At 37.6% G+C, this 26,996-nt stretch carries 23 protein-coding genes and 1 tRNA gene; 11 read left to right on the top strand and 13 right to left on the bottom strand.

Going from position 1 to position 26,996, the window contains the following annotated elements:
• The first annotated feature begins 79 nt into the window (after positions 1-79).
• Entirely contained in the window at positions 80-1,150 is a 1,071-nt protein-coding gene (gene hrcA / locus ACFIKG_RS01960; protein ID WP_273787508.1) for a heat-inducible transcriptional repressor HrcA, read from the top strand.
• A gap of 124 nt (positions 1,151-1,274) precedes the next feature.
• Positions 1,275-1,937, top strand: a complete 663-nt coding sequence (grpE, locus tag ACFIKG_RS01955; protein WP_375625476.1) for a nucleotide exchange factor GrpE — start codon at positions 1,275-1,277, stop codon at positions 1,935-1,937.
• Between the two features lie 106 nt (positions 1,938-2,043).
• On the opposite strand, the gene thpR is transcribed toward grpE, so the two are convergent.
• The 6 genes from thpR to ACFIKG_RS01925 form a co-directional block, all read right to left on the bottom strand.
• Entirely contained in the window at positions 2,044-2,583 is a 540-nt protein-coding gene (thpR, locus tag ACFIKG_RS01950) for an RNA 2',3'-cyclic phosphodiesterase (protein ID WP_375626189.1), read from the bottom strand.
• 626 nt (positions 2,584-3,209) lie between these two features.
• Positions 3,210-3,503: an HPr family phosphocarrier protein gene (locus ACFIKG_RS01945; RefSeq protein ID WP_012754483.1), complete on the bottom strand. Its 294-nt coding sequence runs from the start codon at positions 3,501-3,503 to the stop codon at positions 3,210-3,212.
• 17 nt (positions 3,504-3,520) lie between these two features.
• Entirely contained in the window at positions 3,521-3,919 is a 399-nt protein-coding gene (locus ACFIKG_RS01940; protein WP_375626191.1) for a PTS sugar transporter subunit IIA, read from the bottom strand.
• A 135-nt stretch (positions 3,920-4,054) separates the two neighbouring features.
• Positions 4,055-4,519: an HPr kinase/phosphatase C-terminal domain-containing protein gene (locus ACFIKG_RS01935; protein ID WP_375648607.1), complete on the bottom strand. Its 465-nt coding sequence runs from the start codon at positions 4,517-4,519 to the stop codon at positions 4,055-4,057.
• A 23-nt stretch (positions 4,520-4,542) separates the two neighbouring features.
• On the bottom strand, positions 4,543-6,327 hold the full coding sequence (locus ACFIKG_RS01930; protein ID WP_375651649.1) for a stimulus-sensing domain-containing protein: 1,785 nt from the start codon (positions 6,325-6,327) through the stop codon (positions 4,543-4,545).
• A 39-nt stretch (positions 6,328-6,366) separates the two neighbouring features.
• The gene (locus ACFIKG_RS01925; RefSeq protein ID WP_005774392.1) at positions 6,367-7,089 is read right to left on the bottom strand and encodes a response regulator transcription factor; all 723 of its coding nucleotides are present in this window, start codon (positions 7,087-7,089) and stop codon (positions 6,367-6,369) included.
• A 386-nt stretch (positions 7,090-7,475) separates the two neighbouring features.
• Here ACFIKG_RS01925 and lysM point away from each other — a divergent pair, with 386 nt between their 5' ends.
• On the top strand, positions 7,476-7,931 hold the full coding sequence (gene lysM / locus ACFIKG_RS01920) for a peptidoglycan-binding protein LysM (RefSeq protein ID WP_375651648.1): 456 nt from the start codon (positions 7,476-7,478) through the stop codon (positions 7,929-7,931).
• Between the two features lie 112 nt (positions 7,932-8,043).
• On the opposite strand, the gene ACFIKG_RS01915 is transcribed toward lysM, so the two are convergent.
• A complete protein-coding gene (locus tag ACFIKG_RS01915) occupies positions 8,044-8,598 on the bottom strand; it encodes a copper chaperone PCu(A)C (protein WP_375651694.1) in 555 nt (184 codons plus the stop codon).
• Positions 8,599-9,564: 966 nt separating this feature from the next.
• Between ACFIKG_RS01915 and dnaK the strand changes: the two genes are divergently transcribed.
• The 5 genes from dnaK to lepA all read left to right on the top strand — a co-directional run bounded on the left by dnaK (position 9,565) and on the right by lepA (position 18,515).
• Positions 9,565-11,457, top strand: a complete 1,893-nt coding sequence (gene dnaK, locus ACFIKG_RS01910) for a molecular chaperone DnaK (protein ID WP_273722421.1) — start codon at positions 9,565-9,567, stop codon at positions 11,455-11,457.
• A 157-nt stretch (positions 11,458-11,614) separates the two neighbouring features.
• Positions 11,615-12,757 carry a molecular chaperone DnaJ gene (dnaJ, locus tag ACFIKG_RS01905; RefSeq protein ID WP_375625469.1) on the top strand — a complete coding sequence of 381 codons (1,143 nt, stop codon included), beginning with the start codon at positions 11,615-11,617 and terminating at the stop codon, positions 12,755-12,757.
• Positions 12,758-13,597: 840 nt separating this feature from the next.
• Positions 13,598-14,503: an acetylglutamate kinase gene (argB, locus tag ACFIKG_RS01900; protein ID WP_012754491.1), complete on the top strand. Its 906-nt coding sequence runs from the start codon at positions 13,598-13,600 to the stop codon at positions 14,501-14,503.
• Between the two features lie 32 nt (positions 14,504-14,535).
• Positions 14,536-15,450 (top strand): DMT family transporter, encoded by a 915-nt coding sequence (locus tag ACFIKG_RS01895; RefSeq protein ID WP_375651647.1) that lies wholly within the window; start codon positions 14,536-14,538, stop codon positions 15,448-15,450.
• A gap of 1,259 nt (positions 15,451-16,709) precedes the next feature.
• Complete coding sequence (lepA, locus tag ACFIKG_RS01890; protein WP_375651693.1) at positions 16,710-18,515, top strand: translation elongation factor 4; 1,806 nt, start codon at positions 16,710-16,712, stop codon at positions 18,513-18,515.
• Between the two features lie 574 nt (positions 18,516-19,089).
• Here lepA and dapD read toward each other — a convergent pair.
• On the bottom strand, positions 19,090-19,938 hold the full coding sequence (gene dapD, locus ACFIKG_RS01885; protein ID WP_375651646.1) for a 2,3,4,5-tetrahydropyridine-2,6-dicarboxylate N-succinyltransferase: 849 nt from the start codon (positions 19,936-19,938) through the stop codon (positions 19,090-19,092).
• Positions 19,939-20,044: 106 nt separating this feature from the next.
• On the opposite strand from dapD, the gene ACFIKG_RS01880 reads away from it, so the two are divergent.
• Positions 20,045-20,908 (top strand): LOG family protein, encoded by an 864-nt coding sequence (locus ACFIKG_RS01880; RefSeq protein ID WP_375625466.1) that lies wholly within the window; start codon positions 20,045-20,047, stop codon positions 20,906-20,908.
• Between the two features lie 32 nt (positions 20,909-20,940).
• On the opposite strand, the gene truA is transcribed toward ACFIKG_RS01880, so the two are convergent.
• The 3 genes from truA to def are packed head-to-tail and all read right to left on the bottom strand — an operon-like array spanning position 20,941 to position 23,151.
• Positions 20,941-21,684, bottom strand: coding sequence for a tRNA pseudouridine(38-40) synthase TruA (gene truA, locus ACFIKG_RS01875; RefSeq protein WP_375651645.1), 744 nt, complete (start codon positions 21,682-21,684; stop codon positions 20,941-20,943).
• Position 21,685: 1 nt separating this feature from the next.
• Positions 21,686-22,615 (bottom strand): methionyl-tRNA formyltransferase, encoded by a 930-nt coding sequence (fmt, locus tag ACFIKG_RS01870; protein ID WP_375625464.1) that lies wholly within the window; start codon positions 22,613-22,615, stop codon positions 21,686-21,688.
• The gene (gene def, locus ACFIKG_RS01865) at positions 22,615-23,151 is read right to left on the bottom strand and encodes a peptide deformylase (protein ID WP_375626206.1); all 537 of its coding nucleotides are present in this window, start codon (positions 23,149-23,151) and stop codon (positions 22,615-22,617) included. Before def ends, fmt begins: the two co-directional genes overlap by 1 nt.
• 90 nt (positions 23,152-23,241) lie before the next feature.
• Between def and ACFIKG_RS01860 the strand changes: the two genes are divergently transcribed.
• Entirely contained in the window at positions 23,242-24,423 is a 1,182-nt protein-coding gene (locus ACFIKG_RS01860) for a DNA recombination protein RmuC (protein ID WP_375626208.1), read from the top strand.
• Positions 24,424-24,533: 110 nt separating this feature from the next.
• Positions 24,534-25,118, top strand: a complete 585-nt coding sequence (locus ACFIKG_RS01855; RefSeq protein WP_375651644.1) for a hypothetical protein — start codon at positions 24,534-24,536, stop codon at positions 25,116-25,118.
• Positions 25,119-26,305: 1,187 nt separating this feature from the next.
• Here ACFIKG_RS01855 and ACFIKG_RS01850 read toward each other — a convergent pair.
• Positions 26,306-26,381, bottom strand: a tRNA-Ala gene (locus tag ACFIKG_RS01850).
• 117 nt (positions 26,382-26,498) lie between these two features.
• Positions 26,499-26,879, bottom strand: a complete 381-nt coding sequence (locus ACFIKG_RS01845) for a TIGR02300 family protein (protein WP_012754501.1) — start codon at positions 26,877-26,879, stop codon at positions 26,499-26,501.
• Positions 26,880-26,996: the final 117 nt, after the last annotated feature.

Below are 26,996 nucleotides of genomic sequence, written 5' to 3'. Positions count from 1 at the left end.
ACTACTTTAGACTATTTGACCAAACCTTGGCAAAACTTATATAAGAGATGAGGATTTTAAAAGTAGTGAAACAATTGTGATGAAGCACAAAACTATTGATAATGAACTAAAATATCTTGATGAACGTTCACGTGATATTTTTCGCCATATTGTTGAAGCTTATCTTAATGATGGTGAACCTGTAGGGTCACGCAATCTTTCGCGGCTTTTACGACAGACATTATCGCCTGCGACGATTCGCAATGTGATGAGTGATCTTGAACATCTCGGTTTGATTTATGCACCACATGTTTCTGCGGGTCGAATGCCGACACAATCAGGTTTACGCTTTTTTGTAGATGCATTTATGGAAGCGGGTGATTTGCCAAACGAAGAGCGAGAAAATATTGAAATGCAAGTCAAAGAGGCTGGTCATGCACAATCGGTTGAACATTTTCTTGTTCAAGCAAGCCGAGTTCTTTCAGATCTTTCACGTGGGGCAGGGCTTGTTTTAGCAACAAAACAAGAAGGAACATTGAAACATATTGAATTTGTGCGTCTTGATAGGGAGCACGCTCTTGCCGTTTTGGTGACTCAACAAGGTGAAGTTGAAAATCGTATTGTTCATTTGCCAGAAGGGGTTACCCATGCACAATTGACGGAAGCAACGAATTTTCTCAATGCTCATATCCAAGGGCGTACATTGAGTGAAGCTAAAGGGGAAATTGCCCGCTTATGCGCAGAAACACGGGCTGCACTTGATGACTTATCGCATCATCTTGTTGAAACGGGATTAGCTCTTTGGGGAGGAGAAGGTGCTGATCATAAAATACACCTCATTGTTCGCGGGCGTAGCAATTTACTTGAAGATGTGAAAGCAGAAGAAGATTTAGAACGGTTACGCCATTTGTTTGATGATCTTGAAACGCGTGAGAGTATGGCACAGCTTCTCGATTTAACGGATGAAGGTTCTGGGGTTCGAATTTTTATTGGTTCAGAAAATAAGTTATTTTCACTTTCTGGTTCTTCTTTAGTTGTAGCACCTTATCGTGATTCACAACAAAGAGTCATTGGTGCTTTGGGCGTTATTGGTCCTACACGGCTTAATTATGCAAGGATTGTGCCCATGGTTGATTATACAGCTCAACTTGTGTCACAGTTATTGCGTTAAAACGATGCAGGTAAGTATTTGTACTATAGAAGCTCATTGTATTATATACATCGATACCCCTTGATTTTTGTCTGTAGAATTTCGATATCGAGAATAACGAATCTTATGAAGGAATAAAATTTTTATGTCTGATGAAAAAAACAAATTTACTGACGCTTCATTTGAAAATTGTGATTTAAAAAATCCAGCTGATCGTAATACACTTAAACAGGCAGCCGATGAATTTTTAAAAACACATAAAACAGAGGAACACGAAAACGTTGAAAAAGAAAGCAATGAGGTTAGTGATCTTTTAGCGTCTTTGCAGGATGAAAATAAAGAACTGAAAGATCAGCTTTTACGTCTTGTTGCAGATATGGAAAATCTTCGACGCCGTACTATGCGAGATGTGGCGGATGCAAAGGCTTATTCCATTGCTAATTTTGCACGGGATATGTTATCGGTTTCTGACAATCTCAATCGTGCTTTGGAAGCCATTCCAGAAGGGGCGCGGGAAAGTGATGCTGGTTTGAAATCATTGGCAGAAGGCGTTGAAATGACTGAACGTGCCATGATGGCAGCATTAGAACGTCATGGGGTGCAAAAAATTCATCCAGAGGGACAAAAATTTGATCCTCATTTTCATCAAGCGATGTTTGAAATTCCTAATGCCGATGTTCCAGATAACACTGTTCAACAAGTTGTTCAGGCAGGTTATATTATCGGGGAAAGGGTGTTACGTCCAGCTATAGTGGGTGTAGCCAAAGGAGGAGCAAAAGAAGCTTCTGGTGAAGCTGATTCTGCTTAAAACACATCAATAATAAATCTCCAACATAAAATGCAGTATTCCCTGCAATTACACATATATGAGGTCTTTTCTCAAAGAGTTTTTAAAGGGTGTTATAAACACCCTTTTATCTTTGAAGCGCCCAACTTCCTTTTACAAGATACACGGACTCGCTTGAGGGAGATGACGATGAAAATAAAACAAAATGATCAACCTCAAAAGGAGGGATAAAAAAATCATCTTGAAAAGATAGATAAGAAGAAAGATCTTCAAGATTGATATCAAATATTCGTGCAAGAGTAATATGCGGAATAAATTGTCTTTCATCAGGCTTTAACTCTAATTTATTCCGGATATATTGCATCTTTTCATGTAAAAGATTAAGCTTTTCACAAGGTTCAATGCGAACTACAAGAGAATGGGGAGCATTTTCTGAACCAAAAACTTCAAAACCATCTATTTGTAGCATAAAAGGAGAGAGCTTTATTGTATCAAAGGCGTGCATAAGTGCATCTGCGGTAGCACTTTCAACTTCACCGAAAAAAGATAAGGTGACGTGAAAATTTTGCGGGTTGATCCATTGCGCTTTTGGTAAGCCATTTTGCAACGATACAAGTTGTTGTGTTGTTTGTTGAGGAATCTGAAGGGCACTAAATAGACGACCCATAATATTATCTCCTTATAATGAAAGATGCTATTCCAAGCACAATATAGATAATAAGGGCGAGGCATGTACCATAGAAAATAAGGCAATAGTATTGAAAAAGAATGTCTAAAAAATGCTTACTATAATTATGAGCGTACAAAGCTTATTCGTTTTAAAAAATGGTTATGATATCGATAAGAATTGCGTTTTCATGAGCTGTATCACAATGATGTGCAATAGAAGATTACTTATGTATTATAAAGACTACAAAGTGAGCAGAAAATAAGAAAAGTTGATAGATTTTTGATGTGCGAAATTATTTTGACATCTATCTTTAGCCTAAAATAAAGCATATTCTAATACAAGGTGAAGAGTTCTCTTTTTCTGTAAAGATTTAATTATACGGTTAAGTCGGGTAATAGCCGTAATACGCAAAACTATTCAAATTGATCAAATAATGTTAGGAAAGGAGGGAAAAACTCCAGTATAATAAAATTACTATAAGCTTTTACATTTATGATAATTATGCCAATCCATAATGGATATGAATATTGGTATAAAAGCGGGAAGAGAAATTAAAATTCAAAACAATGATGGAAAGTTCCTATTTTCTAAGAATCATCATCCTTATTTATGGTGAGAAAGCGCTAGTTTTCCTCTCCAAAGTTGTTATTGATAAGCTTTTCAAGAGCATTAAGAGCATCTGTTGCTTCTGGTCCTGAAACACGAATGGTGAGGTTGCAACCGGATGAAGCCGCTAGCATCATAAGTCCCATAATTGATGATCCACCAACGATTTTTCCATCCTTTTCAACTTCAACAGTAACATTAAAATTGTCAACAGTTTGTACAAATTTTGCAGAAGCACGTGCATGCAAGCCACGTTTATTACAGATATTGAAATGACGACTTATACATGGGAGGGTATCTTTGGAAAACATTGGTATTTTATTATCCACTATAAAATCATACTTGGTACATTAATATATTTACGCCCTGCTTCTTGTGCTATTCTTAACGCGTCTGATAATGAAATATCAGGACATTTGCGAATAGAAATCAGTTTAATAAGCATGGGCAAATTAACACCCGCAATCATTTCAACGCGTCCTTTTTCAATAGCAGGGATAGCTATATTCGATGGTGTTCCACCGAACACATCTGTTAATATGATTACGCCATGATCCGTATCTGTATCGGTTACTGCGGCTATAACATCACCTCGGCGCTGATCTATATCGTCATCGGGATAAACGCATATTGTTGCGAACTTTTCTTGTACACCAACAACATGTTCCACGGCATGTAAAAATTCGACAGCCAGCTCACCGTGCGTTACAAGCACGAGTCCAATCATTTACGCAAACTCCTGTTAACTAATAAGATCCGACCATATTGGTGGGAAACACATTTTACAAGGCTTTGTCTTGCTGCCAAGAAAAATTTGCAAAAAAAAGGCAAAAATTGTGATTTTTTTATCTTTAGAAAAAAATTAGACAGATTTTTGCCATATTTTTCTAAACAAAAATGCTTCAATAGCTTGACAAATGGCTGTACAATCGGCTTCACGAAGAGAGGGAAGTTTTAAAAGAGGAATGTGCAAATCTTCAAACTGAAAAGTTTTATTTGTGGAAAAACGTTCATATTTCGGACCGAGAAAAATAACACAATCGATAGTTGTATGCTTTTCAAATTCTATCATATAAAGACCAACGCCACGAATCTCGATACCGCCCTCTAAATTATCAGGAGTGTATCCGTGGAGCTTTCCATTTTCCGCACGCAACATTGTATAATCATCACTGATAAGCTTCGCTTCACGTTTTGACCACTCAGCACGGTCGAGCAAAGAAAGGGTAAGGGTTGATTTTCCTGATCCCGATGGACCTATAATTAACAGCCCCTTGCCGCCTAATTGAAGGCAATTTGCGTGGAGTATTTCACATTTTGTTTTCATGTCTTTTACTTTGGATAAAAGATTTATTTAGCGAGGGGAAGCATAATAATAAAACGTGCACCAGTTTTACACTTCCCAAGTGTAGGATCAATAATATTTTCGGCTGTAATTGTCCCATTATGAGCCTCGATAATTTGCCGACTAATAGAAAGGCCAAGTCCAGAGTTTTGTCCAAAAGCATCTTCGTTTGGTCGATCTGTATAAAAACGCTCAAAAATGCGTTCAATATTTTCTGAACGAATACCTGGGCCATTATCTTCAATGGTTAAAATAAGGGTTGAAGCATGACTTTTCATAGTAATGCAAATTCTGCCACGATTCCGAGGAATAAAAGAACGTGCATTTTCAAGAAGGTTTGAAATCACTTGCCCTAAACGGAGTTCATGTCCCAATACAAGATAGGCTTTTCCATGAGGACGCGGGACAATATTAAGGCTTATATCAATGGTTTGCGTATTACGATACACTTCCTGAACAGCATGAACAAGACTTTCCAAAAGCGGTGTCATATCAACAATCTCTGCGGTTTCTCGTGCAAGCTCTGCATCGAGCCGCGATGCATCAGAAATATCTGTAATCAACCGATCAAGACGGCGCACATCATGTTGAATAATTTCAAGCAATTTCTCTTGTGCTTCTTCATTTTTAGCCAGAGGGAGCGTTTCAACAGCACTGCGTAGAGAAGTGAGAGGATTTTTTAATTCGTGGCTTACATCAGCAGCAAAGCGTTCAATGGCTTCAATACGCATATAAAGGGCATTGGTCATATCACGAATAGAAGTTGAAAGGTGACCAATTTCATCTTCACGCATTGAAAAATCAGGAATTTCTACACGCTGATTATTGCCATTACGTACTCGATTAGCCGAGGCAGATAATTTACTTAATGGATGGGCAATCGTATGGGCCAAAAAGAGAGAAAGAACTAAAAGTACGCTACCTACAACGGCAAAAACTTTGAAGATAACCAGTCTTTCGCCTTTTACAATGTTATCAATATCAGAACCAGTGGTTGAAAGAAGAAGAGCTCCAACCACTGCGCGATAGCGTTGCACAGGAACGGCAACAGAGACAATTAATTGACCTTGTCTGTTGCGTCTTTTAGCCGTAGCAAGAGAGCCGTTTAATGCGCGGTACACTTCTGGATAAGCAATACCACGGTTTTTTGTTTGTTCTCTGTCAAGAGCAATACCTTTGCCATAAAATGCGTTTGAATACCATGAAGTAAGGCGATCCCACATGTTTTGTTCTGTTTTAAGTGGGGGTAAATCATAACTAAAAACTTCTCCACTAGAATAAAGAACGCGCGAATCAAGAAGGAGAGTAGCATCACGATCATAGATACGTGCTCTTGTCGTTTTAGGTGTGATGAGACGCCGTAAAAGAGGGGCAACTTGCTCAGGGTTAATAGGAAAATCCCAAGAATCGGTTGATTGAGGGGCTGGTGTAACGCTTTCACCAGTCTGTAACTCTAGGAGTTTTTGGGGGTCAATGAGGATAGAATTTGTATCTACTGTTGCAGAAGCAGCAATAGCCCCAGCAATAATTTTTCCTTGGGTACATAAACTTTTAATTTTTGCTTCAATTAAACCATCGCGAAATTGGTTAAGGTATAGAATGCCTGTAACTAAAACGGCAAGGGCAGCAATGTTTAATATAACAATGCGACGTGTGAGGCTGGAAAAAAGCAATTGTCTAAAGAGACGTTGTATTCGAAGATGTAAACGAGCAAACATAAGAAATGGCGTTGAGGATGTACCATTAACGGTTGCTTTTTGTAAAGTTTCCAGTTGAGAATTGTTTGTCATCGATTTGATTGCCGTTCAAATTTTTGCGACAAAGTAGTTTTATACCTCGTGGAAACGATAACCTACACCATAAAGTGTTTCAATCATTGCAAAATCATCATCCACTTGTTTAAACTTTTTACGCAGACGTTTAATGTGACTATCAATGGTGCGATCATCTACGTAGACTTGATCACTATAGGCAGCATCCATTAAAGCATCACGACTTTTTACAACTCCTGGTCTTTGTGCTAAGGTCTGTAGAATCAAAAATTCCGTAACGGTTAAAATAACAGGTTTATCTTTCCATGTACAGGTGTGGCGTTCTTGATCCATCACAAGATCTCCACGTTTGAGAGAAGAGGTGGAAGAAGTTCCTGTAGAAAGCGGTTGATTACGTGCATTAGAACGGCGCAAAATAGCTTTCACGCGTTCAATAAGAAGACGTTGGGAGAAAGGTTTAGTAATAAAATCATCAGCTCCCATTTTGAGACCAAATAATTCATCAATTTCATCATCTTTAGAGGTAAGAAAAATAACTGGAAGATCGGATTTTTGACGCAAACGACGTAAGAGTTCCATCCCATCCATTCGGGGCATTTTAATATCAAAAATAGCTAAGTGTGGAGGGTGAAGTGTGAGACCCTTAAGTGCAGATGCTCCATCTGTATAGCTTTCAACCCGATATCCTTCTGTCTCAAGCGCAAAAGATAAAGACGTTAAAATATTGCGATCATCATCAACAAGTACAATCGTTTGCGTGATTGTTGGTGTATCTTTCATGGTTTCTTAGACCTTTCTATTGCCATGGTAGCAAATTACCCACACTTATTTATATGGGAGTTCATATTTTTTTTGCAAAACAAATATGATACAAATTGTAGTAAAATAAAAAACCTTTTGTCATTACTGTAAAAACTTGTTTTGCTTTCATAATTTATAATGTTTCTACATCTATTAAGATCCCTTTGTTTGAGAGAAAATTTTCATAAAGGCTTTTTTTATCAAGATTTATTACAAAGTTTATTATTGTATTTGTCCCATAATTGCACAGGCGTAATTTTGATTGTTGAAGTTTAGAAAATCTGCCTATGTGTTTTAAGAGCAAAGAAAAGAATGTGGCAATATATGCACAAAAATTTGTTTCTGCTACACGAAAGGAGGTCGTAATGGGATTTTTTAATTTTATTAAAACTGTAGGGGAAAAGTTAGGTATTGGGGATCATGAACCAAAAGAAAAGGATTTTAAAAGAGCATTTAATGATTTTCAACTCGGTACAGAAAAAGTCAATATTCAAGTTGAAGACGGTAAAGCTATTCTAAGCGGTGAAGTTCCAGACAGGGAAACACTTGAAAAAGCACTGCTGGTTGTTGGCAATTCACAAGGTATCTCTTCTGTAGATGTTGATCAATTAAAGGTTATAGATACAACGCCTAGAAAAACTTCTCGCTTTTATGAGGTTAAATCTGGTGATAATCTTTGGAAAATTGCTGAAGGGGTTTATGGAAAAGGGCAAGGTGATAAAAACACATTTATTTTTGAAGCCAATAAACCAATGCTAAAATCTCCTGATAAAATTTATCCTGGACAAGTTTTACGTATTCCTGAAATTGACCATAGTTAATTCATCAAAGGGGGTAATTTTTTACTGATGTCATTAAATAAAAAAATGAAGAAGCGTACAAAAATTTCACGCTTCTTCATTTTAAAAGTGTGTATTTATAATATAAAGGAGCTTAGTGAACAGGAGAGGATTTAGAAGGTGATGGTGCTTTCATAGCATTTACAGAGAAATCAACATCAATCGTTCCTGCTTTCTCAAATGTCAATTTTGCGCTAATTTTATCACCTAACTTGAATGGTTGTGAAAGTCCCATAAACATAATATGATCACCGCCAGGCTTAAGCGTGATTTCGCCATTTCCGGGAATTTCAATGCCATTGTGCATTTTTTCCATTTTCATAATATCATTAACGACAGCCATAGAGTGTATCTCTGTTGTTTTTACTCCGTTTGTAGATATAGAAACCAAACGATCTGGAGTATTACTGTGATTAATAATGTAAAGATAACCGCTACCAACTCTTATACCTCTAGGTGTTTCTCGTGTCCAAGGATTGAGAATTTCTATGTCGCCAAGTTTATATTGCTGAGCACCTGCTGGCAGAGTTATACCAGCAAAGAGAAGAGTACACATGATATTTATGATAACCTTTTTGTATGAATATTGTGTATGTATTATATCCTTAAAGATGAGATTTGTTATTTTCTTAATAATAGATGTCATCATTGATTTACCCTCCGTCATAAGATTCACACTTTGAATATTTTTTTATTTTAGCAGAGCTTTTATTTAAAATAAAAGAAAGAAATGCTAAAGTGAAATTGATTTGAATATGAGAATAAAAATCATAGAATTCTTGGATTTTAAAGGAAGACAGTGAGGTTTACAATGACAACACACCTCTCAACGCTTCCATGTTCATCTCATAAATAGTATTTGTAAATGGTATAAAATCTATGATGTACTACTATTTTACTTAATAAAGATATAATAAAGAACAATCATCAACCACTTTACCAATTTTTAATATTACGAGAGCTTTTGGCATTTTAAAGCATTTATACAGAGGTATTTTTATATATTTTCAAAGTTCAAAATTATACAGTTAAGAAAAACGCTTTAGGTGAGTTTAAAGTACAAATTTCAAATAGCAGTAAACAATGAGACTGTTAGAAGGAGAATTTTTGAAAGGAGATTGATAGATAATACCTTTACTAATATGAGCATTAGATATGATGACTATTTTAGTCCAGGGAAAATTTGTAATATTTGTGATATAAATTATTCGCCTTTTAAAAAGCTTTTACGTGGGTATTTTTTATCAATGATGAGAAGATCAAGAGCGAGAGTGCATCACTCTTTTATTTTTTAATTTTTATAGAAAGATATATTTTTTGAGAATTGCAAGAAAAATATATTATGATCTCAAGTCTCTCATAAATATGGTATTTATGGGTCATTAGAGCGCCTATTTTAAAATAAATTTTTTATTTTGGAGATGTTTCTCTCATTATTCTCTTGTAGCAATAAAAGCCTGTTCTTATATACGAGGCAGCAAGGCTTGTTGCGACTTGCGGTTTATTATTATTTTATGTTGCTTGAAGCAATATACGGGCTTTAGGTGTTATGAGGAGCTATCTTAAAAAGATGCTTTATGAAGGTTGAGGTAGCTTGCTGAATGGAGATTATAATATGGCAAAAGTAATTGGTATTGATTTGGGGACAACGAACTCTTGTGTGGCTGTTATGGATGGCAAAAACGCAAAAGTTATCGAAAACTCAGAAGGAGCGCGAACAACACCTTCCGTTGTTGCCTTTACTGATGGGGGAGAGCGGCTTGTTGGGCAGCCTGCTAAACGGCAAGCGGTAACAAATCCTGAGGGGACAGTTTTTGCAGTTAAACGTTTAATAGGGCGCCGTTTTGATGATCCTATGGTTGAAAAAGATAAAGCACTTGTGCCTTATAAAATTGTTAAAGGTGACAATGGTGATGCATGGGTTGAAGAAGCGGGTAAGAAATACTCTCCATCGCAAATTTCAGCTATGATTTTGCAAAAGATGAAAGAAACAGCTGAATCTTATCTTGGCGAAAAAGTTGAACAAGCGGTTATTACTGTTCCTGCTTATTTTAATGATGCGCAACGTCAAGCGACTAAAGATGCGGGTAAAATTGCTGGACTTGAAGTTTTACGGATCATTAATGAGCCGACTGCTGCTGCTTTAGCCTATGGTTTAGACAAAAAAGACGGAAAAACAATTGCTGTTTACGACCTTGGTGGTGGTACATTTGATATTTCAGTCCTTGAAATTGGAGATGGCGTTTTTGAAGTTAAATCAACCAATGGAGATACGTTTTTAGGGGGTGAAGACTTCGACATGCGCTTGGTCGGTTATTTTGCCGATGAGTTTAAGAAAGAGCAAGGAATTGATCTGAAAAATGATAAACTCGCTTTACAGCGCTTAAAAGAAGCGGCAGAAAAAGCAAAAATTGAGCTTTCTTCGTCACAGCAAACAGAAATCAATTTACCATTTATCACGGCAGATCAATCAGGTCCCAAGCACTTAACAATGAAATTGACTCGGGCAAAATTTGAATCTTTGGTTGACGATTTAGTGCAGCGTACGATCGAGCCCTGTAAAGCTGCGTTAAAAGACGCTGGATTAAAGGCCGGTGAGATTGACGAAGTTGTTTTAGTGGGTGGTATGACACGTATGCCCAAGATTCAGCAAGTCGTGCAAAGCTTCTTTGGTAAGGATCCACACAAAGGCGTTAATCCTGATGAAGTTGTTGCAATGGGTGCTGCCATCCAAGGAGGTGTATTGCAAGGCGATGTCAAAGACGTGTTGTTGCTAGATGTAACGCCTTTATCTTTGGGGATCGAAACCTTGGGTGGGGTTTTTACACGTCTCATTGAGCGCAATACCACTATCCCAACGAAAAAATCTCAAGTTTTTTCAACAGCGGATGATAACCAGAGTGCTGTGACTATTCGTGTTTTCCAAGGTGAACGGGAAATGGCGAGTGATAATAAGTTACTGGCTCAATTTGATCTTGTTGGTATTCCTCCAGCACCGCGTGGTATACCTCAAATTGAAGTTACTTTTGATATTGATGCGAATGGTATTGTTAATGTTTCGGCCAAAGATAAGGGAACTGGTAAAGAGCATCAAATTCGTATTCAGGCATCAGGTGGTTTAAGTGATGCTGATATTGAAAAAATGGTACAGGATGCGGAAGAGCATGCAGCTGAGGATAAAAAACGCCGTGAAGGTGTTGAAGCTAGAAATCAAGCCGAAGCTCTTATTCATTCAACTGAAAAGTCACTCAATGAATATGGCGATAAAGTATCAGCTGAAGAAAAAGGACAGATTGAAACAGCAATATCTGATTTGAAATCTGCGCTTGAAGGCAGTGATACTGAAGAAGTAACAACAAAGATGCAAAAATTAGCTGAAGTCAGTATGAAGCTTGGACAGGCTATGTATGAAGCTTCACAAGCAGCGAGCGCTGACACTGAAACAGAAGCAAAGAATGACGATGTTGTTGATGCTGATTTTGAAGAAGTTAATGATAAGAAGAAATAGTGTCAGCATATGTGTTGATTAATTTATAAACCCGGCCTTTGAAATATAAGGCTGGGCTTTATTATTTGAGTGAGTTGCAACTTTGTTGCTAAAAATATAAATTAAAAGCAATCTTATCCATAAAGATGGATGACAGAGAAATTATCAGGAATACATGATGAAGGTTGACTATTATGAAATTCTTGGCGTGACTCGTGAATGTGATGATAAAAAGTTGAAATCTGCTTTTCGTAAGTTGGCAATGCAATATCATCCTGATCGCAACGCCGGGGATAAAGAGGCAGAGCGAAAATTCAAAGAAATTGGCGAAGCCTATGAAGTCCTTAAAGATCCCCAAAAGCGTGCTGCTTATGATCGATTTGGTCATGCGGCTTTTGAAAATAGCGGTAGTCAAGGAGGAGCAAATCCCTTTGGAGGTTTTGCTGCTGGTGGTGGCTTTGCTGATATTTTTGAAGATTTTTTTGGCGAAATTATGGGAGGTGCGCACCGTAAGCGTGGTGATGGTCGCGAACGTGGTGCAGATCTGAGTTATAATATGGAAATAACCTTAGAAGAGGTATTTTCAGGAAAAACTGCAGAAATTACTATTCCCAGTTCCGTTACGTGCGATGTTTGTGAAGGATCAGGAGCGAGAAAGGGCTCTAAGCCGCAAGTTTGTGGAACATGTCATGGATCTGGTCGTGTGCGTGCTGCGCAAGGTTTCTTTTCTATTGAGCGAACATGTCCTTCATGTCATGGACGTGGTGAAACTATTATGGATCCATGCTCAAAATGTCAGGGGACACGACGCATAGAGAAAAAACGTTCATTGAGCGTGAATGTTCCAGCTGGTATTGAAGATGGAACGCGTATTCGCCTTTCTGGTGAGGGTGATGCTGGTATTCGTGGTGGCCCCAATGGTGATCTTTATATTTTCCTTTCCGTTAAACCGCATGAATTTTTTCAGCGAGAAGGAGCAGACCTTCACTGTCGCGTTCCTATTTCAATGGTAACAGCTGCTTTAGGAGGAGAGTTTGAAGTTTCCGATCTTGATGGTGTTAAAGCGCGTGTTAAGATCCCAGAAGGGACACAAAATGGACGTCAATTCCGCCTTAAAGGCAAAGGTATGCCCATGTTGCGCCGTCAGCAAGCAAGGGGTGACCTTTACATCCATATCACGATTGAGACACCACAGAAATTAACGCAAGAACAACGTGAACTATTGCAAAAATTTGAAAAACTTTCAAATCATGAGAATTCACCGCAATCACATGGCTTTTTTTCACGTATGAAAGAATTTTTTGAAAATATTTCTGGTTAAAATATGTGAATGTTCTCAGAATAGATTAGAAAAAACTTTTGGAAGGTTATTTTAATTAAGCTTTCTATAGCCTTATCATCTGTGAAAAGCATTTTTTTCTTGAAAAGAAAAGAGAGAAACGATTAATTTAGGGTAAGTGCCTGCCACTGATAGTTTTTTACATTTAACGAGTTTTATGGATAAGTCTTATTTTTGAGTATCTATGATATTTTAAAAAGGACTTATCCATACAAGAAGAACGCAATTGAGTGACTAATTTCCAGTGTCATGATAACTGCCTTTATGCATTCGGCATTTTTTGTATTTATTGTTTTACTCAAAATGCCTTTTTAAAAGCCCTATGCTAAAACTGTCAAATAGGTAGTAGCCTACCAAAAAGTAGCTAAATAAGCTGTTAGACAATCCATTTTTTTCAAATAAAATATCAACTCCTCATAACCAATTTTATTTTTGGCATTTTTGATAGTCTTAAAAATTGCTTGGATAAGGTTACAGTGCTAAGTCAACCTATTTCTTATCTTGGTGATCTGTTAATTTTATTATTATAAGAAAATTTTGTTTTTATCTTACAAAATCAATGGTTGTATATATTCTTATTCATTGTTAAGTATCCATAGGCGTAAACTAACGAGTCGAATGTACGGCATAGCTTAAAATTTTTTCAGAACTTTGCTTTTCAATTTTATACATAAAATCATAAAATAATGACGTTTTGTACGCCTGTTTTGTTTAATTTTTCGCTGTCAATTTTTTGAGGAAGTTGTTTTCTTGTTTCATTTCGTTATTACTTTTCCTAAATTCCACTAAGAGATGGTAAAAAGTGATGAGGAGGCCCTATTAATGGATGATGCTAAAAACGGTGCTGTAGATGTTTTAGAAAAACAAGCAGCATTTCTATCGTCTGCTTTACCATATATGCAAAAATACGAAAATGAAACGGTTGTGGTAAAATATGGCGGTCATGCTATGGGTGATCCTGCCTTGGGGCGAGCATTTGCGCGTGATATTGCTCTATTAAAGCAATCGGGGATTAACCCTGTTGTTGTTCATGGTGGAGGACCTCAAATTGCTGAAATTTTGATGAAAATGGGGATTGAATCACGATTTGAAAACGGTTTACGGGTAACCGACGAGCGGATCGTTGAAGTCGTTGAAATGGTTTTGGCCGGTTCCATAAACAAAGAAATTGTCGCTCTCATCAATGCAGAGGGTGAATGGGCAATAGGATTATGTGGCAAGGACGGCAATATGGTTTTTGCCGAAAAGGCTTATAAAACTGTCATTGATCCTGATTCGAATATTGAACGTGTTTTAGATTTGGGATTTGTTGGTGAGCCTATTGAAGTTGATCGCACATTGCTGGATCTTTTAGCATGTTCTGAAATGATACCAGTTCTTGCTCCTGTGGCTCCAGGACGCGATGGAAAAACCTATAATATTAATGCTGATATTTTTGCTGGAGCTATTGCTGGTGCATTAGAGGCTAAACGCCTTTTATTTCTCACTGATGTTCCTGGTGTTTTGGATAAACAGGGCCAACTTTTAAAAGAATTGACAGTTTCTGAAGCAGAGAAACTTATCAAAAATGGGACAATTTCAGGAGGCATGATTCCAAAAGTAGAGACTTGTATAAAAGCCCTTCAAAATGGTGTGGAAGGTGTTGTCATTTTAAATGGTAAAACTCCTCATTCTGTTTTACTAGAACTGTTTACCGAACAGGGAGTTGGAACGCTTATTGTTTCATAAATTGTGCGGAAAATTGGAGGAGAAAGCCTTTCATGACAAATATAAAACAGCTTAAATATCCTTTATTAAGTAAGCCAGAATTGGCAATATTTGCTGCAACAATATTGTGGGGTATTACGTTTTTAGTCATTCATATTGCAGTACGCTATAGTGGTCCCCTGTTTTTTGTTGGATTTCGTTTTATTGTTGCATCTCTTATATGTGGAGCAATTTTTTGGCGCTCTATAAAAGGTATAACGGTTTATGAAGTTTTCGCTGGGATGGCGATTGGTTTAGCCATGTTTTTTGGTTATGCTTTTCAAGCAGCTGGACTTCAAACAATTATTAGTAGTCAGTCAGCTTTTATTACAGCGCTTTATGTACCTATGGTTCCAATCTTGCAATGGATTGTTTTTAAAAAACCTCCCCGTTTTGCTTGTTGGGTTGGTATTGTTTTCGCTTTTATCGGGCTTGTACTTATTTCAGGACAAAAGCCGGGAAATTTTGATTTTTCAAAAGGCGAAATTTTGACTTTGTTAGGTGCTTTAGCGATTGCTGGAGAAGTCATACTCATCGGAATTTTTGCCAATAAGGTTGATAGTCGGCGTGTGACCATTATTCAGTTATTTTTTAGTGGTTTTTTTTCATTTGCTTGTATGCCTTTGATGGGTGAAAGCATCCCTGAATTTTCGTGGGTATGGTTTAATATTGGTATAGGATTGGCATTAATGAGTGCCATCATTCAATTAGCTATGAATTGGGCACAAAAGTCCATTTCCCCTACACGTGCGACACTCATTTACGCAGGTGAACCGGTATGGGCTGGTATTGTTGGGCGTTTGGCTGGAGAACATTTATCTCCCTTAGCTTTATTGGGCGGTTTGCTTATTCTGATTGGGATCATTGTGGCTGAATTACAACCTTCACAATGGCGTAAAAAAAACAAAGCAATTGAAAAAATTGATTAGCTATGCACCTTTTCTATTATGATTTTATTACATGAGATTTTTGCTTGCAAAGTTTTCATTTTTGAGGCTTTTTTTAATATGAAGATAAAGGAGGCTTTATAAGCTATTCCAGCTTTTGTATAGTAAATTGGAGCAATAATATTTATCTGTCTTCTTAACCTCTGAAACGGGAAGTCAACGTTCATTGAGTCAAAGCATGAAGTGGTAAAGACAAAAAACAGCTTTCATCTTTACTGTTATTGTTAAATTTAGCTTTACAATTTTCAAAAACATCCATGGTAATGTTTTTGAATAATGAAAATTACGCACTGTCGCACTTTATTTCTTTTGTTATTTCATGGGATCACGCTTTTCACGTAAAATAGAACGCCTAAAGCAGCCTCCCATAATGTTGTATATTAACGCGTTTTTTAAAAAGACAATTTTCTTAATATACATCATATTCATTGACGGTCCGCGTGAAGTATAGAAAAACTACAGAGCATCATCGTTTTACTTAAATAAAAGGCACTAGCATTTTCTTTGTCAGTTCTCAATATTATGACAGCCTTTGGCATTTGAAAGAGAGAGAGGCATGTTTACTCATTTCTTAAACGTTTTTATCCATATACTAGCCCTGTTTTATAATGGGGAAGCAAAAAATTTGATTGATTCACTATGAAAAGATTTAAAATGAGAAAGGCTCGCGATATTCATGTTATTTTATATAAGATTGCTAAAAAAAGCAGGTTATTGCGTATAAATAAAAAAGCATTTCTTGCGAATTTTATTGCAAGCTTAAGTGATATACACGCCCATCATATAAATATTATAACACATTGATTTATAATTATAATATAGAATTATTCACATTGAATTAGAACCCTGAATACCGTAAAATTTTCTCACTTCAAATCGTTTTCATATTAAATCAATCCAAATCTACTTGCTGACACGTTACAAGCAGGTAGTCCATGTGGGTAAAAACTGTACAAGAAAGGCATATCTCTTATAAACTTTTTCAAGTGTAAAGGATTGTTGCAACATTGGAGGCTGGCAAAATGTGTGATGGTATCGGTTTATCCAGCATATGAGTCATAAAATAAGATGTGAAAATATCATTTTAGCACCGTTGGATTTAATTTAGCAAATAAAAGCCTTATTTTTTAGGTTATGAAAAGTTGTGTTTTGAGAAGCTTTTTAGGTTTATATTCTTTTGATAGAAGCCGGAGCATAATTGGTCTTTGCGTTTTGTATTATTCTTTGCTAAATCGCCTTATATGACAATAGATCGTAATTATATTCGTAATTTTTCCATCGTGGCGCATATTGATCACGGCAAATCCACTTTAGCTGATCGTTTGATCCAAATAACAGGTGGACTTGATACACGTGAGATGAAAGAACAAGTACTCGATTCCATGGATATTGAGCGTGAACGTGGAATTACTATTAAAGCACAAACGGTACGTTTACACTATAAGGCAAAGAATGGTGAAACCTATATTTTAAATCTTATGGATACACCTGGTCATGTGGATTTTGCTTATGAGGTTTCGCGTTCATTGGCAGCTTGTGAAGGTTCTCTGTTGGTGGTAGATGCAAGCCAAGGTGTAGAGGCACAGACGTTAGCAAATGTTTATCAAGCGATTGATAATTCGCATGAATTGGTTGTTGTACTCAATAAAGTTGATCTTCCAGCAGCAGAACCTGAGCGTGTTAAAGAACAAATTGAAGATGTGATAGGCATTGATACATCTCAAGCAGTAGAAATATCAGCAAAAACAGGTTTGGGTGTTCCTGATGTTTTGGAGGCAATTGTTGCACAATTACCACCTCCCCATACAGGCGATGTTGCAAATCCCTTGAAAGCAATGTTGGTTGATAGCTGGTATGATGCATATCTTGGTGTCATTGTTTTGGTACGGGTGATAGATGGTATTTTAAAAAAAGGCCAAACCATTCGTATGATGGGTACAGGAGCAAAATATCCAGTTGAGCGCGTTGGGGTGTTTACACCTAAAATGGTACAGGTTGATGAGTTAGGACCAGGCGAGATTGGTTTTATCACTGCCTCTATCAAAGAGGTAGCAGATACACGGGTTGGGGATACGATTACTGAAGAGCGCCGTCCTTGTGAAAATGCTTTACCTGGTTTTAAGCCTGCGCAACCAGTTGTATTTTGTGGTCTTTTTCCAATAGATGCTGCCGATTTTGATGATTTGCGTGCAGCCATGGGCAAATTACGCTTAAATGATGCGAGTTTTTCTTTTGAAATGGAAACATCCGCGGCTTTGGGATTTGGTTTTCGCTGTGGCTTTTTGGGACTTCTTCATCTTGAAATTATTCAAGAGCGGTTAGAGCGTGAGTTTAATTTGGATTTAATCGCGACAGCACCTTCGGTTGTTTATCGCATGAATATGAATGATGGTTCTGTTAAAGAGTTGCACAATCCAGCGGATATGCCTGATGTGGTTAAAATTTCTTCAATCGAAGAACCATGGATTCGGGCGACAATCATGACTCCTGATAATTATCTTGGGTCAATTTTAGAACTATGCCAAGAGCGGCGGGGGATACAGGCTGGTTTGTCCTATGTTGGAACCCGTGCTATGGTAACGTATGATTTACCACTGAATGAAGTTGTTTTTGATTTTTATGATCGGCTAAAATCAATCTCAAAGGGTTATGCTTCTTTTGATTATCAGATGACCGATTATGCGGAGGGGGATTTAGTTAAAATGTCTATTTTGGTAAATGGAGAGTCTATAGATGCATTGTCTATGCTTGTGCACCGCACGATTGCAGAAAAGCGCGGGCGTTCCATGTGTGAAAAACTGAAAGATCTTATTCCCCAACATATGTTTCAGATTCCAGTTCAAGCGGCTATTGGTGGTAAAGTTATAGCGCGTGAAACAATTCGTGCTTTGCGTAAAGATGTAACAGCGAAATGTTACGGGGGTGATGTCACGCGTAAGCGCAAACTTTTGGAAAAGCAAAAAGAAGGCAAAAAGCGGATGCGCCAATTTGGAAAAGTAGAAATTCCACAATCGGCATTTATTCAAGCGCTCAAAATGAACAAATAATGAAAAAAGGAGTATTTTCTCTCATTGATTGTGCTTTTGCTTTTGTCGATTGGTTCAGATGCTTAAAGAACACTTTTAAATAAAATTGCGCTGTGCTTCATATTTTTGTGTATTGCGTAATTGTGTCATGCTTCTCACGTAAAAAAGAATACTTTAAACGAAATACATTTATGTTGCATATTGGCGCGCTTGTTTTAGTGAATCATCACTCAATGTATCAACTTCATTTCGCAATGGGGCTGTGAAAAATATAAAGTAAAATACACAGTGAATAATATAAAATCCCTTTGGCATCAGCGTCTTTACGCGTCATAAAGGTGTAAAGCGCGCCCATCATACTCTTTTTCAGCTCAAAATATTATGGCAATCCTTATCACTTAAGAGAATTCATTAAAGATATTTTTACTCTTTACTTAAAGTGTTTCTTACCCACACACTAACTGCGTTTGTAACGTGCAAGGAAATGATAGTGATTGATTCACTATGAAAGGATTTGAAATGAGAGAATCCTTGTATTCGAGGTTATTATTCAAGTTAAAAAACGATGAAATATTATTATGAATTAATCTTGTGTTTAAGAACGTAAAAGATCATTAATGGATGTTTTTTCTCGTGTTTTTTGATCAACGCGTTTTACGATAACAGCGCAATAAAGGTTTGGTCCTGCATCACCATTTGGTAAAGGTTTTCCAGGGAGAGAACCTGGCACGACCACTGAATAGGCTGGTACTTCACCGATAAAAATTTCACCTGTTGTACGATCAATAATCTTTGTAGATTTTCCAATAAAGACTCCCATTCCCAAAACAGCACCTTCACGGATAATGCAGCCTTCAACAATTTCAGAGCGAGCACCGATAAAGCAATGATCTTCAATGATTGTTGGGTTTGCTTGCAGTGGTTCCAAAACACCTCCAATACCAACACCGCCAGAAAGATGGACATGTTTACCAATTTGTGCACAAGAACCAACGGTGGTCCATGTATCAACCATTGTGCCCTCATCTACAAAAGCACCAAGATTAACAAAGGATGGCATCAATATAACGTTGGGTGCAATGTAAGCAGAATAGCGTACAATGGCTCCAGGAACGGAACGGAAATCAGCACTTTTAAAATCTGCTTCTTGCCAACCAGAGAATTTTGAAGGAACTTTATCCCACCAATGTGTTCCATTGATTCCACCAGTAATAAGTTGCATAGGATTAAGCCGAAAAGAGAGCAAAACCGCTTTTTTCAACCATTGATGAACATGCCATTGTCCATTTTTTTGTCGTTCTGCAACACGGATTTCACCTTTATCAAGAAGGTTCAATGCATGTTCGACACTCTCACGGATTTCGCCTTTTGTGGTAGTATTGACAGAATCGCGATCGTCAAAAGCTTGTTCGATAATCATTTCAAGTTGTGTGAGATGGGTCATGACGAGAGTTCCGTTAAACAAGTTGAAAGCTTCAAGGTTTATTCTCTATGAACTACGCGAAGAAATGTGTTCAGTCAATAAAACGATGAGGAAGTAGAACAGGTGCATGAAAAAAAGCTGTAAAGAAAAAAGAAAAGAGGAGCAAGAAAATTGGACACCACTTCTCCATACGAAGGATGCTCTACAACAAATACATAAAATCTCTAATTCAGCACAAATGCGTTCGTCTACTTATCGTTTAGCCTATATCGATCAAGATTTTATAATGCGTCCAGAGTTGCGCTCACAACGTATTGGTCTTGAATTTTTAAAGCCGGAAATAACCCTTAAAGAATATGACATTCAATCAACAGTTGTTTTTTTTGGTGGTTCGCGTATTCCTGAACCTGGGCAAGCAGCGTGGGCTGCAAAAAATGAAATACAAAAGAAAAATTTGCATGCTATGTCACATTATTACGATGAAGCAAGAGAGTTTGCGCGTTTGTGCTCACTTTATTCCGCTACGACAGAATATCGTGAATTTGTGGTTGTTACGGGGGGCGGACCAGGAATCATGGAGGCGGGAAATCGTGGTGCTTGTGATGTTGGTGCCCCAACGATTGGCTTGAATATTATTTTACCACATGAGCAAGAGCCTAATTCGTATGTGTCGCCGCATTTGTGTTTCAATTTTCATTATTTTGGGATGCGCAAAATGCATTTTTTATTACGAGCGAAAGCATTAGCTATTTTCCCTGGAGGATTTGGGACTCTGGATGAACTGTTTGAGACGTTAACTTTAGTACAGACGGGGCGTATGAAACAGGTACCAATTTTATTGTTTGGCAAAGAGTTCTGGAGCAATGCTATCAATTTTGAGTATCTGTCTGAACAAGGTACAATTTCTCCTACTGATGTTAATTATATGAAATTTGTCAATACAGCAGCAGAAGCTTTTGAAGAAATTCGTTCTTTTTATAAACTGCCTTGACGACTTTTAAGATGTCCACTCTTGAAGGATAATTAATACTCTACTTTGGTTAAATAAAGTCCTGAAGGAGGAGCAACAACACCACAACGTTTACGATCTTTAGCATGAAGAGCTGCTTCGAGATCTTGAGCTGTCCAACGTCCAATACCCACTTCCATGAGGCTTCCTGCGAATGAACGGATTTGATGATGAAGAAAAGAACGGGCTTGCGCATAAAGGAAAATTTCATCTCCTTCTCTTTGAATATCGAGGCGTTCAAGGGTGCGAATAGGGCTTTTGGCTTGGCAATGTGCTGAACGGAAAGTGGTAAAATCATGTTTTCCTACAAGCTTTTGAGCAGCTTCATGCATGGCTTCAGCATTAAGAGGCTTTGGCAACCACCACACGCGTTTGGCATTTAAGGCTGGTGGAGAGCGACGATTAAGTATTTTAAAAAGATAATGGCGTTTGGTTGCGGAAAATCGTGCATCAAAGTCATCAGGGACATTTTGTACGTTTAAGATTGAAATCGCTTCTCCCTGTTTACGTAAAAGAGCATTGAGCGCATCACGTACAGTATGGGGATGCCAGTTTTTTATGAAATCAACATGCGCAACTTGTCCCGTAGCGTGTACGCCCGCATCGGTTCTTCCTGCTGTTGTTATGGTCAATTGTTGTCCACTAAAGGAAAAGAGCGCCTGTTCAAGAGCTCCTTGTATAGTGAGAAGTTTTGCTTGACGCTGCCAACCAGCATAATTTGAGCCATCATATTCAAGAGTGAGTTTAAAACGTGGCATCTTAAAAAACAGCAGAAATATGAGCGCCTCGCAAAAAGGTTGCGCTATCAAGGACTTTACCACCCGATCTTTGGAGAGAGGTTATTTCTATCCGCCCTTGTCCACAATGGACAATCAAAGAATCTGGTTCTATTCGTCCAATTTCAAGAGAAGGACCTGTTGTTAAGCGACTATCAAGAATTTTTACACGTTCTTCTCGTCCCCCAATATTCATATTGCACCAGCAGCCAGGAGAAGAAGAGAGCGCACGGATATGCCTATGAATAAACTCTGCAGGTTTTGTCCAATTAATGCGGGTCTCTTCCTTTTTGATTTTGGCAGCATAGGTGATGCCTTCCTCTGATTGTGGGGTCAGTTTAAGTTGTCCTTTTTCAAGAGTTGATAGGGTTTCTACCATAAGTTCTGCGCCAATATGTGAAAGTTTGTTTAAAAGCTCAGCAGTGGTGGTGTTATCAGTAATGGGGATGGAGCGAGAAAGAGCGATAGGTCCCGTATCAAGTCCTTCATCCATTTTCATGATCATAATACCTGTTTCTTTATCACCAGCCATAATTGCTCGTTGAATAGGCGCAGCACCACGCCAACGTGGTAAGAGTGAAGCGTGGGCATTAAAACAACCAAAACGCGGCGTTTCGAGAATAGCTTTGGGTAAAAGGAGTCCATAAGCCACCACAATAGCAGCATCAACAGAAAGTGCTGCAAATTGCTCCTGTTGTTCGATTGTTTTGAGTGTTTGTGGCGTAAAGATGGGAATAGATTTTTCTTGCGCTGCACTTTGAACAGCTGAGGGGATTAATTTAAGTCCTCGACGTCCTGCTGGGCGAGGGGGTTGACTATAAACAGCAACAACATCATGACCTGCATCCAATAAAGCATGTAAAATAGGAACAGAAAAATCTGGAGTCCCCATAAAAGCTAATCGTAAAGCCATTACAAAACTGCTTCCTGCATGTTTTTTTCTTTTGCGCGTTTTTTAAATTTTCGTATCACCATATCGCGTTTGATCTTTGAAATGTAATCAATAAAAAGGCGCCCATCTAAATGATCAATTTCATGCTGCAAGCAAGTTGCTAAGAGATCGTCTGCTTCAATTTCTGTTTGTTTTCCTTCACGGTTCTGATAGCGAACACGAAGGCGTTTAGGACGTTCAACCTCTGCAAAATAATCAGGAATAGAAAGACAACCTTCTTTGTAAATATTACGCTCATCTGAAAGCCATAAAATTTCAGGGTTGATAATAACAAATGGTCTTTTCTGCTCATCTTCAGAATTTCCAGAGACATCTATAACCAACATACGTAGCGGTATACCAATTTGAATAGCAGCAAGACCAACGCCTTTAGCATTATACATGGTTTCCAACATATCATCCGCAAGTTTTTGGAGAGCTGAATCGACCTGCTCAACAGGTCTGGACACTTCCCGTAAAATCGGATCAGGTAAAGTAACTAAAGATCTCATTGGCATAAGTAGAGATTAATCAATGGTTTGTTATTGGTCAATATTGAATAACGGATTCTTGCGTTTTTTTACAATAAGAGCGTTATATTATAATTTATGTTTGATTCGTTTTTTTCCATACTCGCTGGTGAGTTTTTTTCTAAACTAATGCTTTTGCTTTTATTTATATTTGTCTGTTTGGCATTTTTTATGTTGATACATTCTCATCGAAAAAAAGCATTTTTGGAAAATGAAATTGCTGAACGCGCACGTGAGGCACAAATGCAGATGGCTACCTTGCTGAAAACACAAGCTGAAATGCAAGGGAGAATGCAAACGATGGCGGAAATTTTTGGTCAACGGCAGGCTGAATTAAATAAATCACTCAGTGAGCAACTCAATGGGATGACAACAAGCTTAGGCCAAACACTTCAGGTACAGACCAAATCCACTTATGAAAATTTGAATCGTTTGCAAGAGCGTTTAGCAGTGATTGATGCGGCGCAAAATAATATTCAATCGCTTACGGGACAAGTTGTTCAGTTGCAGTCCATTTTAAGCAATAAGCAGACACGTGGTACTTTTGGTCAGGGGCGGATGGAAGCAATTATTGCCGATGCCTTACCAACAAATGCTTATGCTTTTCAGGCTGTTCTTTCCAATGGAAAGCGCCCAGATTGTCTCATTCATATGCCCAATAAAGCCCCTTCTCTTGTTGTTGATGCTAAATTCCCTCTGGAGGCTTGGAATGCTATGCGTAAGGCAGAATCAGCGCAAGAGCGTCAAGAGGCAGAACGCCAATTTCGTACCGATATGGAAGTTCATATTCGTGATATTGCACAAAAATATTTGATTCCGGGAGAAACCCATGACACTGCTTTCCTTTTTGTGCCATCTGAATCGATTTTTGCAACAATTTATGAGGACTTTGAGGCATTGGTACAAAAATCCAATAGAGCCCATGTGATTATTGTTTCACCATCTTTGTTGATGCTTTCTGTCCAAGTGGTACAAACCATTATGAAAGATGCACGGATGCGTGAACAAGCACATTTAATTCAATCAGAAGTAGCAAAATTGATGGAAGATTTTGGACGAATGGATATACGTGTTCGTGCGTTACAGAAGCACTTTCACAAAGCAGGTGAAGATATAGAGGGAATTTTGATATCATCCTCCAAAATTATGAAACGGGCAAATCGCATTGAAACTGTCGAATTAAAAGAGAATCACTCTGAACAAACAAAAATAACAACATTGGCTCAGTCGCAAACATTGCGTTTTGCTGACGAGGAATAAAGCAAAGAAAGCTTTTTAAAATCACAAGTCAGATCATGTTCTTTATTGATTGGTAATACTTTTTTAGTATCTCTATCTTGTTTTATTTCTTAAACGAGAGGAATAGGAATATGCGACACCTTTTGTTTTTAGGGGCACTGGTGTTTCTGCTAGATGGGTGTGCAACGACCACTCCCACCCACACAAACAATGCTTGTGCTATTTTGGCACAAAAAAATGGTTTTTTTGACAATTGGGGTAAGGCTTCTAAACGTGCAGAAATGCGCTATGGGATTCCTATGCCTATTATTCTTGCAACCATTAATATGGAATCGAGCTTTCGTCACAATGCACGTCCTCCACGTAAAAAACTACTTGGTTTTATTCCATGGAAGCGTCAATCGACAGCCTATGGTTATTCTCAAGCGCTTGACAGTACATGGGCAATGTATCTTCGCTCTACGGGTAGATCTTTTGCATGGCGTACGAATTTTGCAGATTCTGCTGATTTTATTGCTTGGTACCATCGCCAAAGTGTTCAACGCAATGGGGTGAGATTTGATGATGCATATAGCCTTTATTTAAATTATCATATGGGACATGGTGCTTATGCGCGTGGCGGGCGTGTCACTGCTGCACTTTCACAGGCAGCACAGCGCATGGCAAGGATATCAAGGCTCTATGAACAGCAATTAAAGAGATGTGGATGGCATTAGGGAAGATTTTTGAAAATCTCAATTAGGGAATTGTTGCGGTAAAATTATTTGAGAGCCAAATTTCTTATGGCGTAATAAGGTTGTATCGTTTTTCTGATTGTTAAATGAAATAAATTGTTATTTTTTAGAATAAACCCAAGAGACAGAAAGCTTTTGCAATGCTCAATATATTTGACTGTACTCTCGATATTTTTACCTTCTTTGTTTAAAAAATTTACAATGGAAACTATATCCTATTTGGCTCAGGCATTTCGCACAGGTCTAAATATCAGAGATTATTAAAGAAAAATTTTAAAGTTTAATATCATTTTTTATTTTCATTATGCGTATTACTGGCTGATTATTACATGAATATTTTCTTTGTTAAGCGTATAAAATAGCAATCAAAAAAATGCAATTCGAGCATCATATTCAAAGTAAGAATCTCGAATGGCGTAGGGTTTTATCATTTCAGATCTCTTGAGATTAAATCAATAAAAACTATTGGCTTGCACATAACAAGCGTAATTGGCATGTGGATAAAAACTGTGAAAGAAAAGACTAAAAATGTTTTTTATGAACATTCTCAAATGTAAGAATTATCGGCAACATAGGGAATTAGCACATATAATGATGGCGCCACTTTGCTTTCACAACTCAACCTTGCTTGTGACGGGCAAGGAAACAAAATTAATTGATTCAATATGTTATTTAAGCGTGAATATACCTTAGTATTGAGCAGGTAGATGCTACTCAAGGTGGGCAATTTTTTAATTTGCAGGACATCTGACTAGGGTAAAAATACTCAAAAAAAGTTCTCATTCGCAATAACTGAGAAGTATATTTTAATATTTTATTCTCTCATCTCTGTTTAGGTACTTCGTACCTTTTAAAAAGATATAGATAACCAACATATTATGATTTTGTGGAAATATTGTGATAAAGGGAATTCAAAATTTGTCCTTTAAAACAAAGCGTAAGTTAAACAGCTCATCGTCTATTTCTATGCAAAGCATAAAAATTATCTACTTTTACAGTTACGACAGTAAAATTTTATAATCCAACAAATGATTAAAAATGTGTTATAATATCATAAAAATGCAAGGAACAGGCGCTATTGGAATGATGATTAAATAGCACATAGACCTTTTAAATTGATGCACACATTCTCTATTATAATTAACCCTTGATAGGATAGCTGGTCCTTTTGGTGGAGCTAAGCGGGATCGAACCGCTGACCTCTTGCATGCCATGCAAGCGCTCTCCCAGCTGAGCTATAGCCCCTACAAAAACAATCTTTCCCAAAAGGGAAGTATACAATTTCAGCTTTTCTAGAACGATCAAAATTGAAGATCAAGAAGAATTTACATTCAATGGAAAAGATATCCTCTTTTACTTCTCTTAAGCATCGTCATCATTAGAAACACCGCCTCCGAGAATATCAGTAACGTCATCATCTTCATCGTCATCATCATGAGATAAAAATGTATCATCGTCATCACCGAGATCTACATCACTATCTTCTAAATCAGGAAGATCGTCATCTTTAGAATCCTCATCATCCTCTTCAAGAAGCATAAAAGCAGATTTTTCAAGTGCTGTATCAAGCTCTTCAGCATCAACGTCTTCCTCATTGTTTGCTTCAGCTGCTGCAACTTCAAAGTAAGAACGCGGATAAGAAATTCCTGTATAGGGCGACACAATAGGATCGCGATTTAGATCGTAAAATTTTTTTCCCGTTTCTGGATCAACACGTTTAGTTCCAAGTTCTTGTTTTGCCATAAACCGTGCCTCTTTGATTAACTATTATTCCATTAAAAGATAAATTGTATGGTGCTTAATCGAAAAATAATGCCTTTGTCAAAGATAAATACACTGTTCCACAGTGATTTTTTCATG

It is taken from the genome of Bartonella sp. LB28NMGDW (assembly GCF_042194435.1).
In the GTDB taxonomy this organism is placed as follows: domain Bacteria; phylum Pseudomonadota; class Alphaproteobacteria; order Rhizobiales; family Rhizobiaceae; genus Bartonella; species Bartonella grahamii.
Note: the sequence above shows the minus strand (reverse complement) of the source record. Positions and strands in the feature narration are given on the sequence as shown.

Coding starts and splice junctions, on each gene's coding strand:
- lysM (WP_375651648.1), top strand. CDS start 7,476: ATGGGATTTTTTAATTTTATTAAAACTGTAGGGGAAAAGTTAGGTATT.
- grpE (WP_375625476.1), top strand. CDS start 1,275: ATGTCTGATGAAAAAAACAAATTTACTGACGCTTCATTTGAAAATTGT.
- ACFIKG_RS01845 (WP_012754501.1), bottom strand. CDS start 26,879: ATGGCAAAACAAGAACTTGGAACTAAACGTGTTGATCCAGAAACGGGA.
- lepA (WP_375651693.1), top strand. CDS start 16,710: ATGACAATAGATCGTAATTATATTCGTAATTTTTCCATCGTGGCGCAT.
- ACFIKG_RS01855 (WP_375651644.1), top strand. CDS start 24,534: ATGCGACACCTTTTGTTTTTAGGGGCACTGGTGTTTCTGCTAGATGGG.
- ACFIKG_RS01940 (WP_375626191.1), bottom strand. CDS start 3,919: ATGATTGGACTCGTGCTTGTAACGCACGGTGAGCTGGCTGTCGAATTT.
- hrcA (WP_273787508.1), top strand. CDS start 80: ATGAAGCACAAAACTATTGATAATGAACTAAAATATCTTGATGAACGT.
- ACFIKG_RS01925 (WP_005774392.1), bottom strand. CDS start 7,089: ATGAAAGATACACCAACAATCACGCAAACGATTGTACTTGTTGATGAT.
- dnaJ (WP_375625469.1), top strand. CDS start 11,615: ATGAAGGTTGACTATTATGAAATTCTTGGCGTGACTCGTGAATGTGAT.
- ACFIKG_RS01935 (WP_375648607.1), bottom strand. CDS start 4,519: ATGAAAACAAAATGTGAAATACTCCACGCAAATTGCCTTCAATTAGGC.
- dnaK (WP_273722421.1), top strand. CDS start 9,565: ATGGCAAAAGTAATTGGTATTGATTTGGGGACAACGAACTCTTGTGTG.
- ACFIKG_RS01915 (WP_375651694.1), bottom strand. CDS start 8,598: ATGATGACATCTATTATTAAGAAAATAACAAATCTCATCTTTAAGGAT.
- ACFIKG_RS01945 (WP_012754483.1), bottom strand. CDS start 3,503: ATGTTTTCCAAAGATACCCTCCCATGTATAAGTCGTCATTTCAATATC.
- dapD (WP_375651646.1), bottom strand. CDS start 19,938: ATGACCCATCTCACACAACTTGAAATGATTATCGAACAAGCTTTTGAC.
- fmt (WP_375625464.1), bottom strand. CDS start 22,615: ATGGCTTTACGATTAGCTTTTATGGGGACTCCAGATTTTTCTGTTCCT.
- def (WP_375626206.1), bottom strand. CDS start 23,151: ATGCCAATGAGATCTTTAGTTACTTTACCTGATCCGATTTTACGGGAA.
- ACFIKG_RS01895 (WP_375651647.1), top strand. CDS start 14,536: ATGACAAATATAAAACAGCTTAAATATCCTTTATTAAGTAAGCCAGAA.
- thpR (WP_375626189.1), bottom strand. CDS start 2,583: ATGGGTCGTCTATTTAGTGCCCTTCAGATTCCTCAACAAACAACACAA.
- argB (WP_012754491.1), top strand. CDS start 13,598: ATGGATGATGCTAAAAACGGTGCTGTAGATGTTTTAGAAAAACAAGCA.
- truA (WP_375651645.1), bottom strand. CDS start 21,684: ATGCCACGTTTTAAACTCACTCTTGAATATGATGGCTCAAATTATGCT.
- ACFIKG_RS01930 (WP_375651649.1), bottom strand. CDS start 6,327: ATGACAAACAATTCTCAACTGGAAACTTTACAAAAAGCAACCGTTAAT.
- ACFIKG_RS01860 (WP_375626208.1), top strand. CDS start 23,242: ATGTTTGATTCGTTTTTTTCCATACTCGCTGGTGAGTTTTTTTCTAAA.
- ACFIKG_RS01880 (WP_375625466.1), top strand. CDS start 20,045: ATGAAAAAAAGCTGTAAAGAAAAAAGAAAAGAGGAGCAAGAAAATTGG.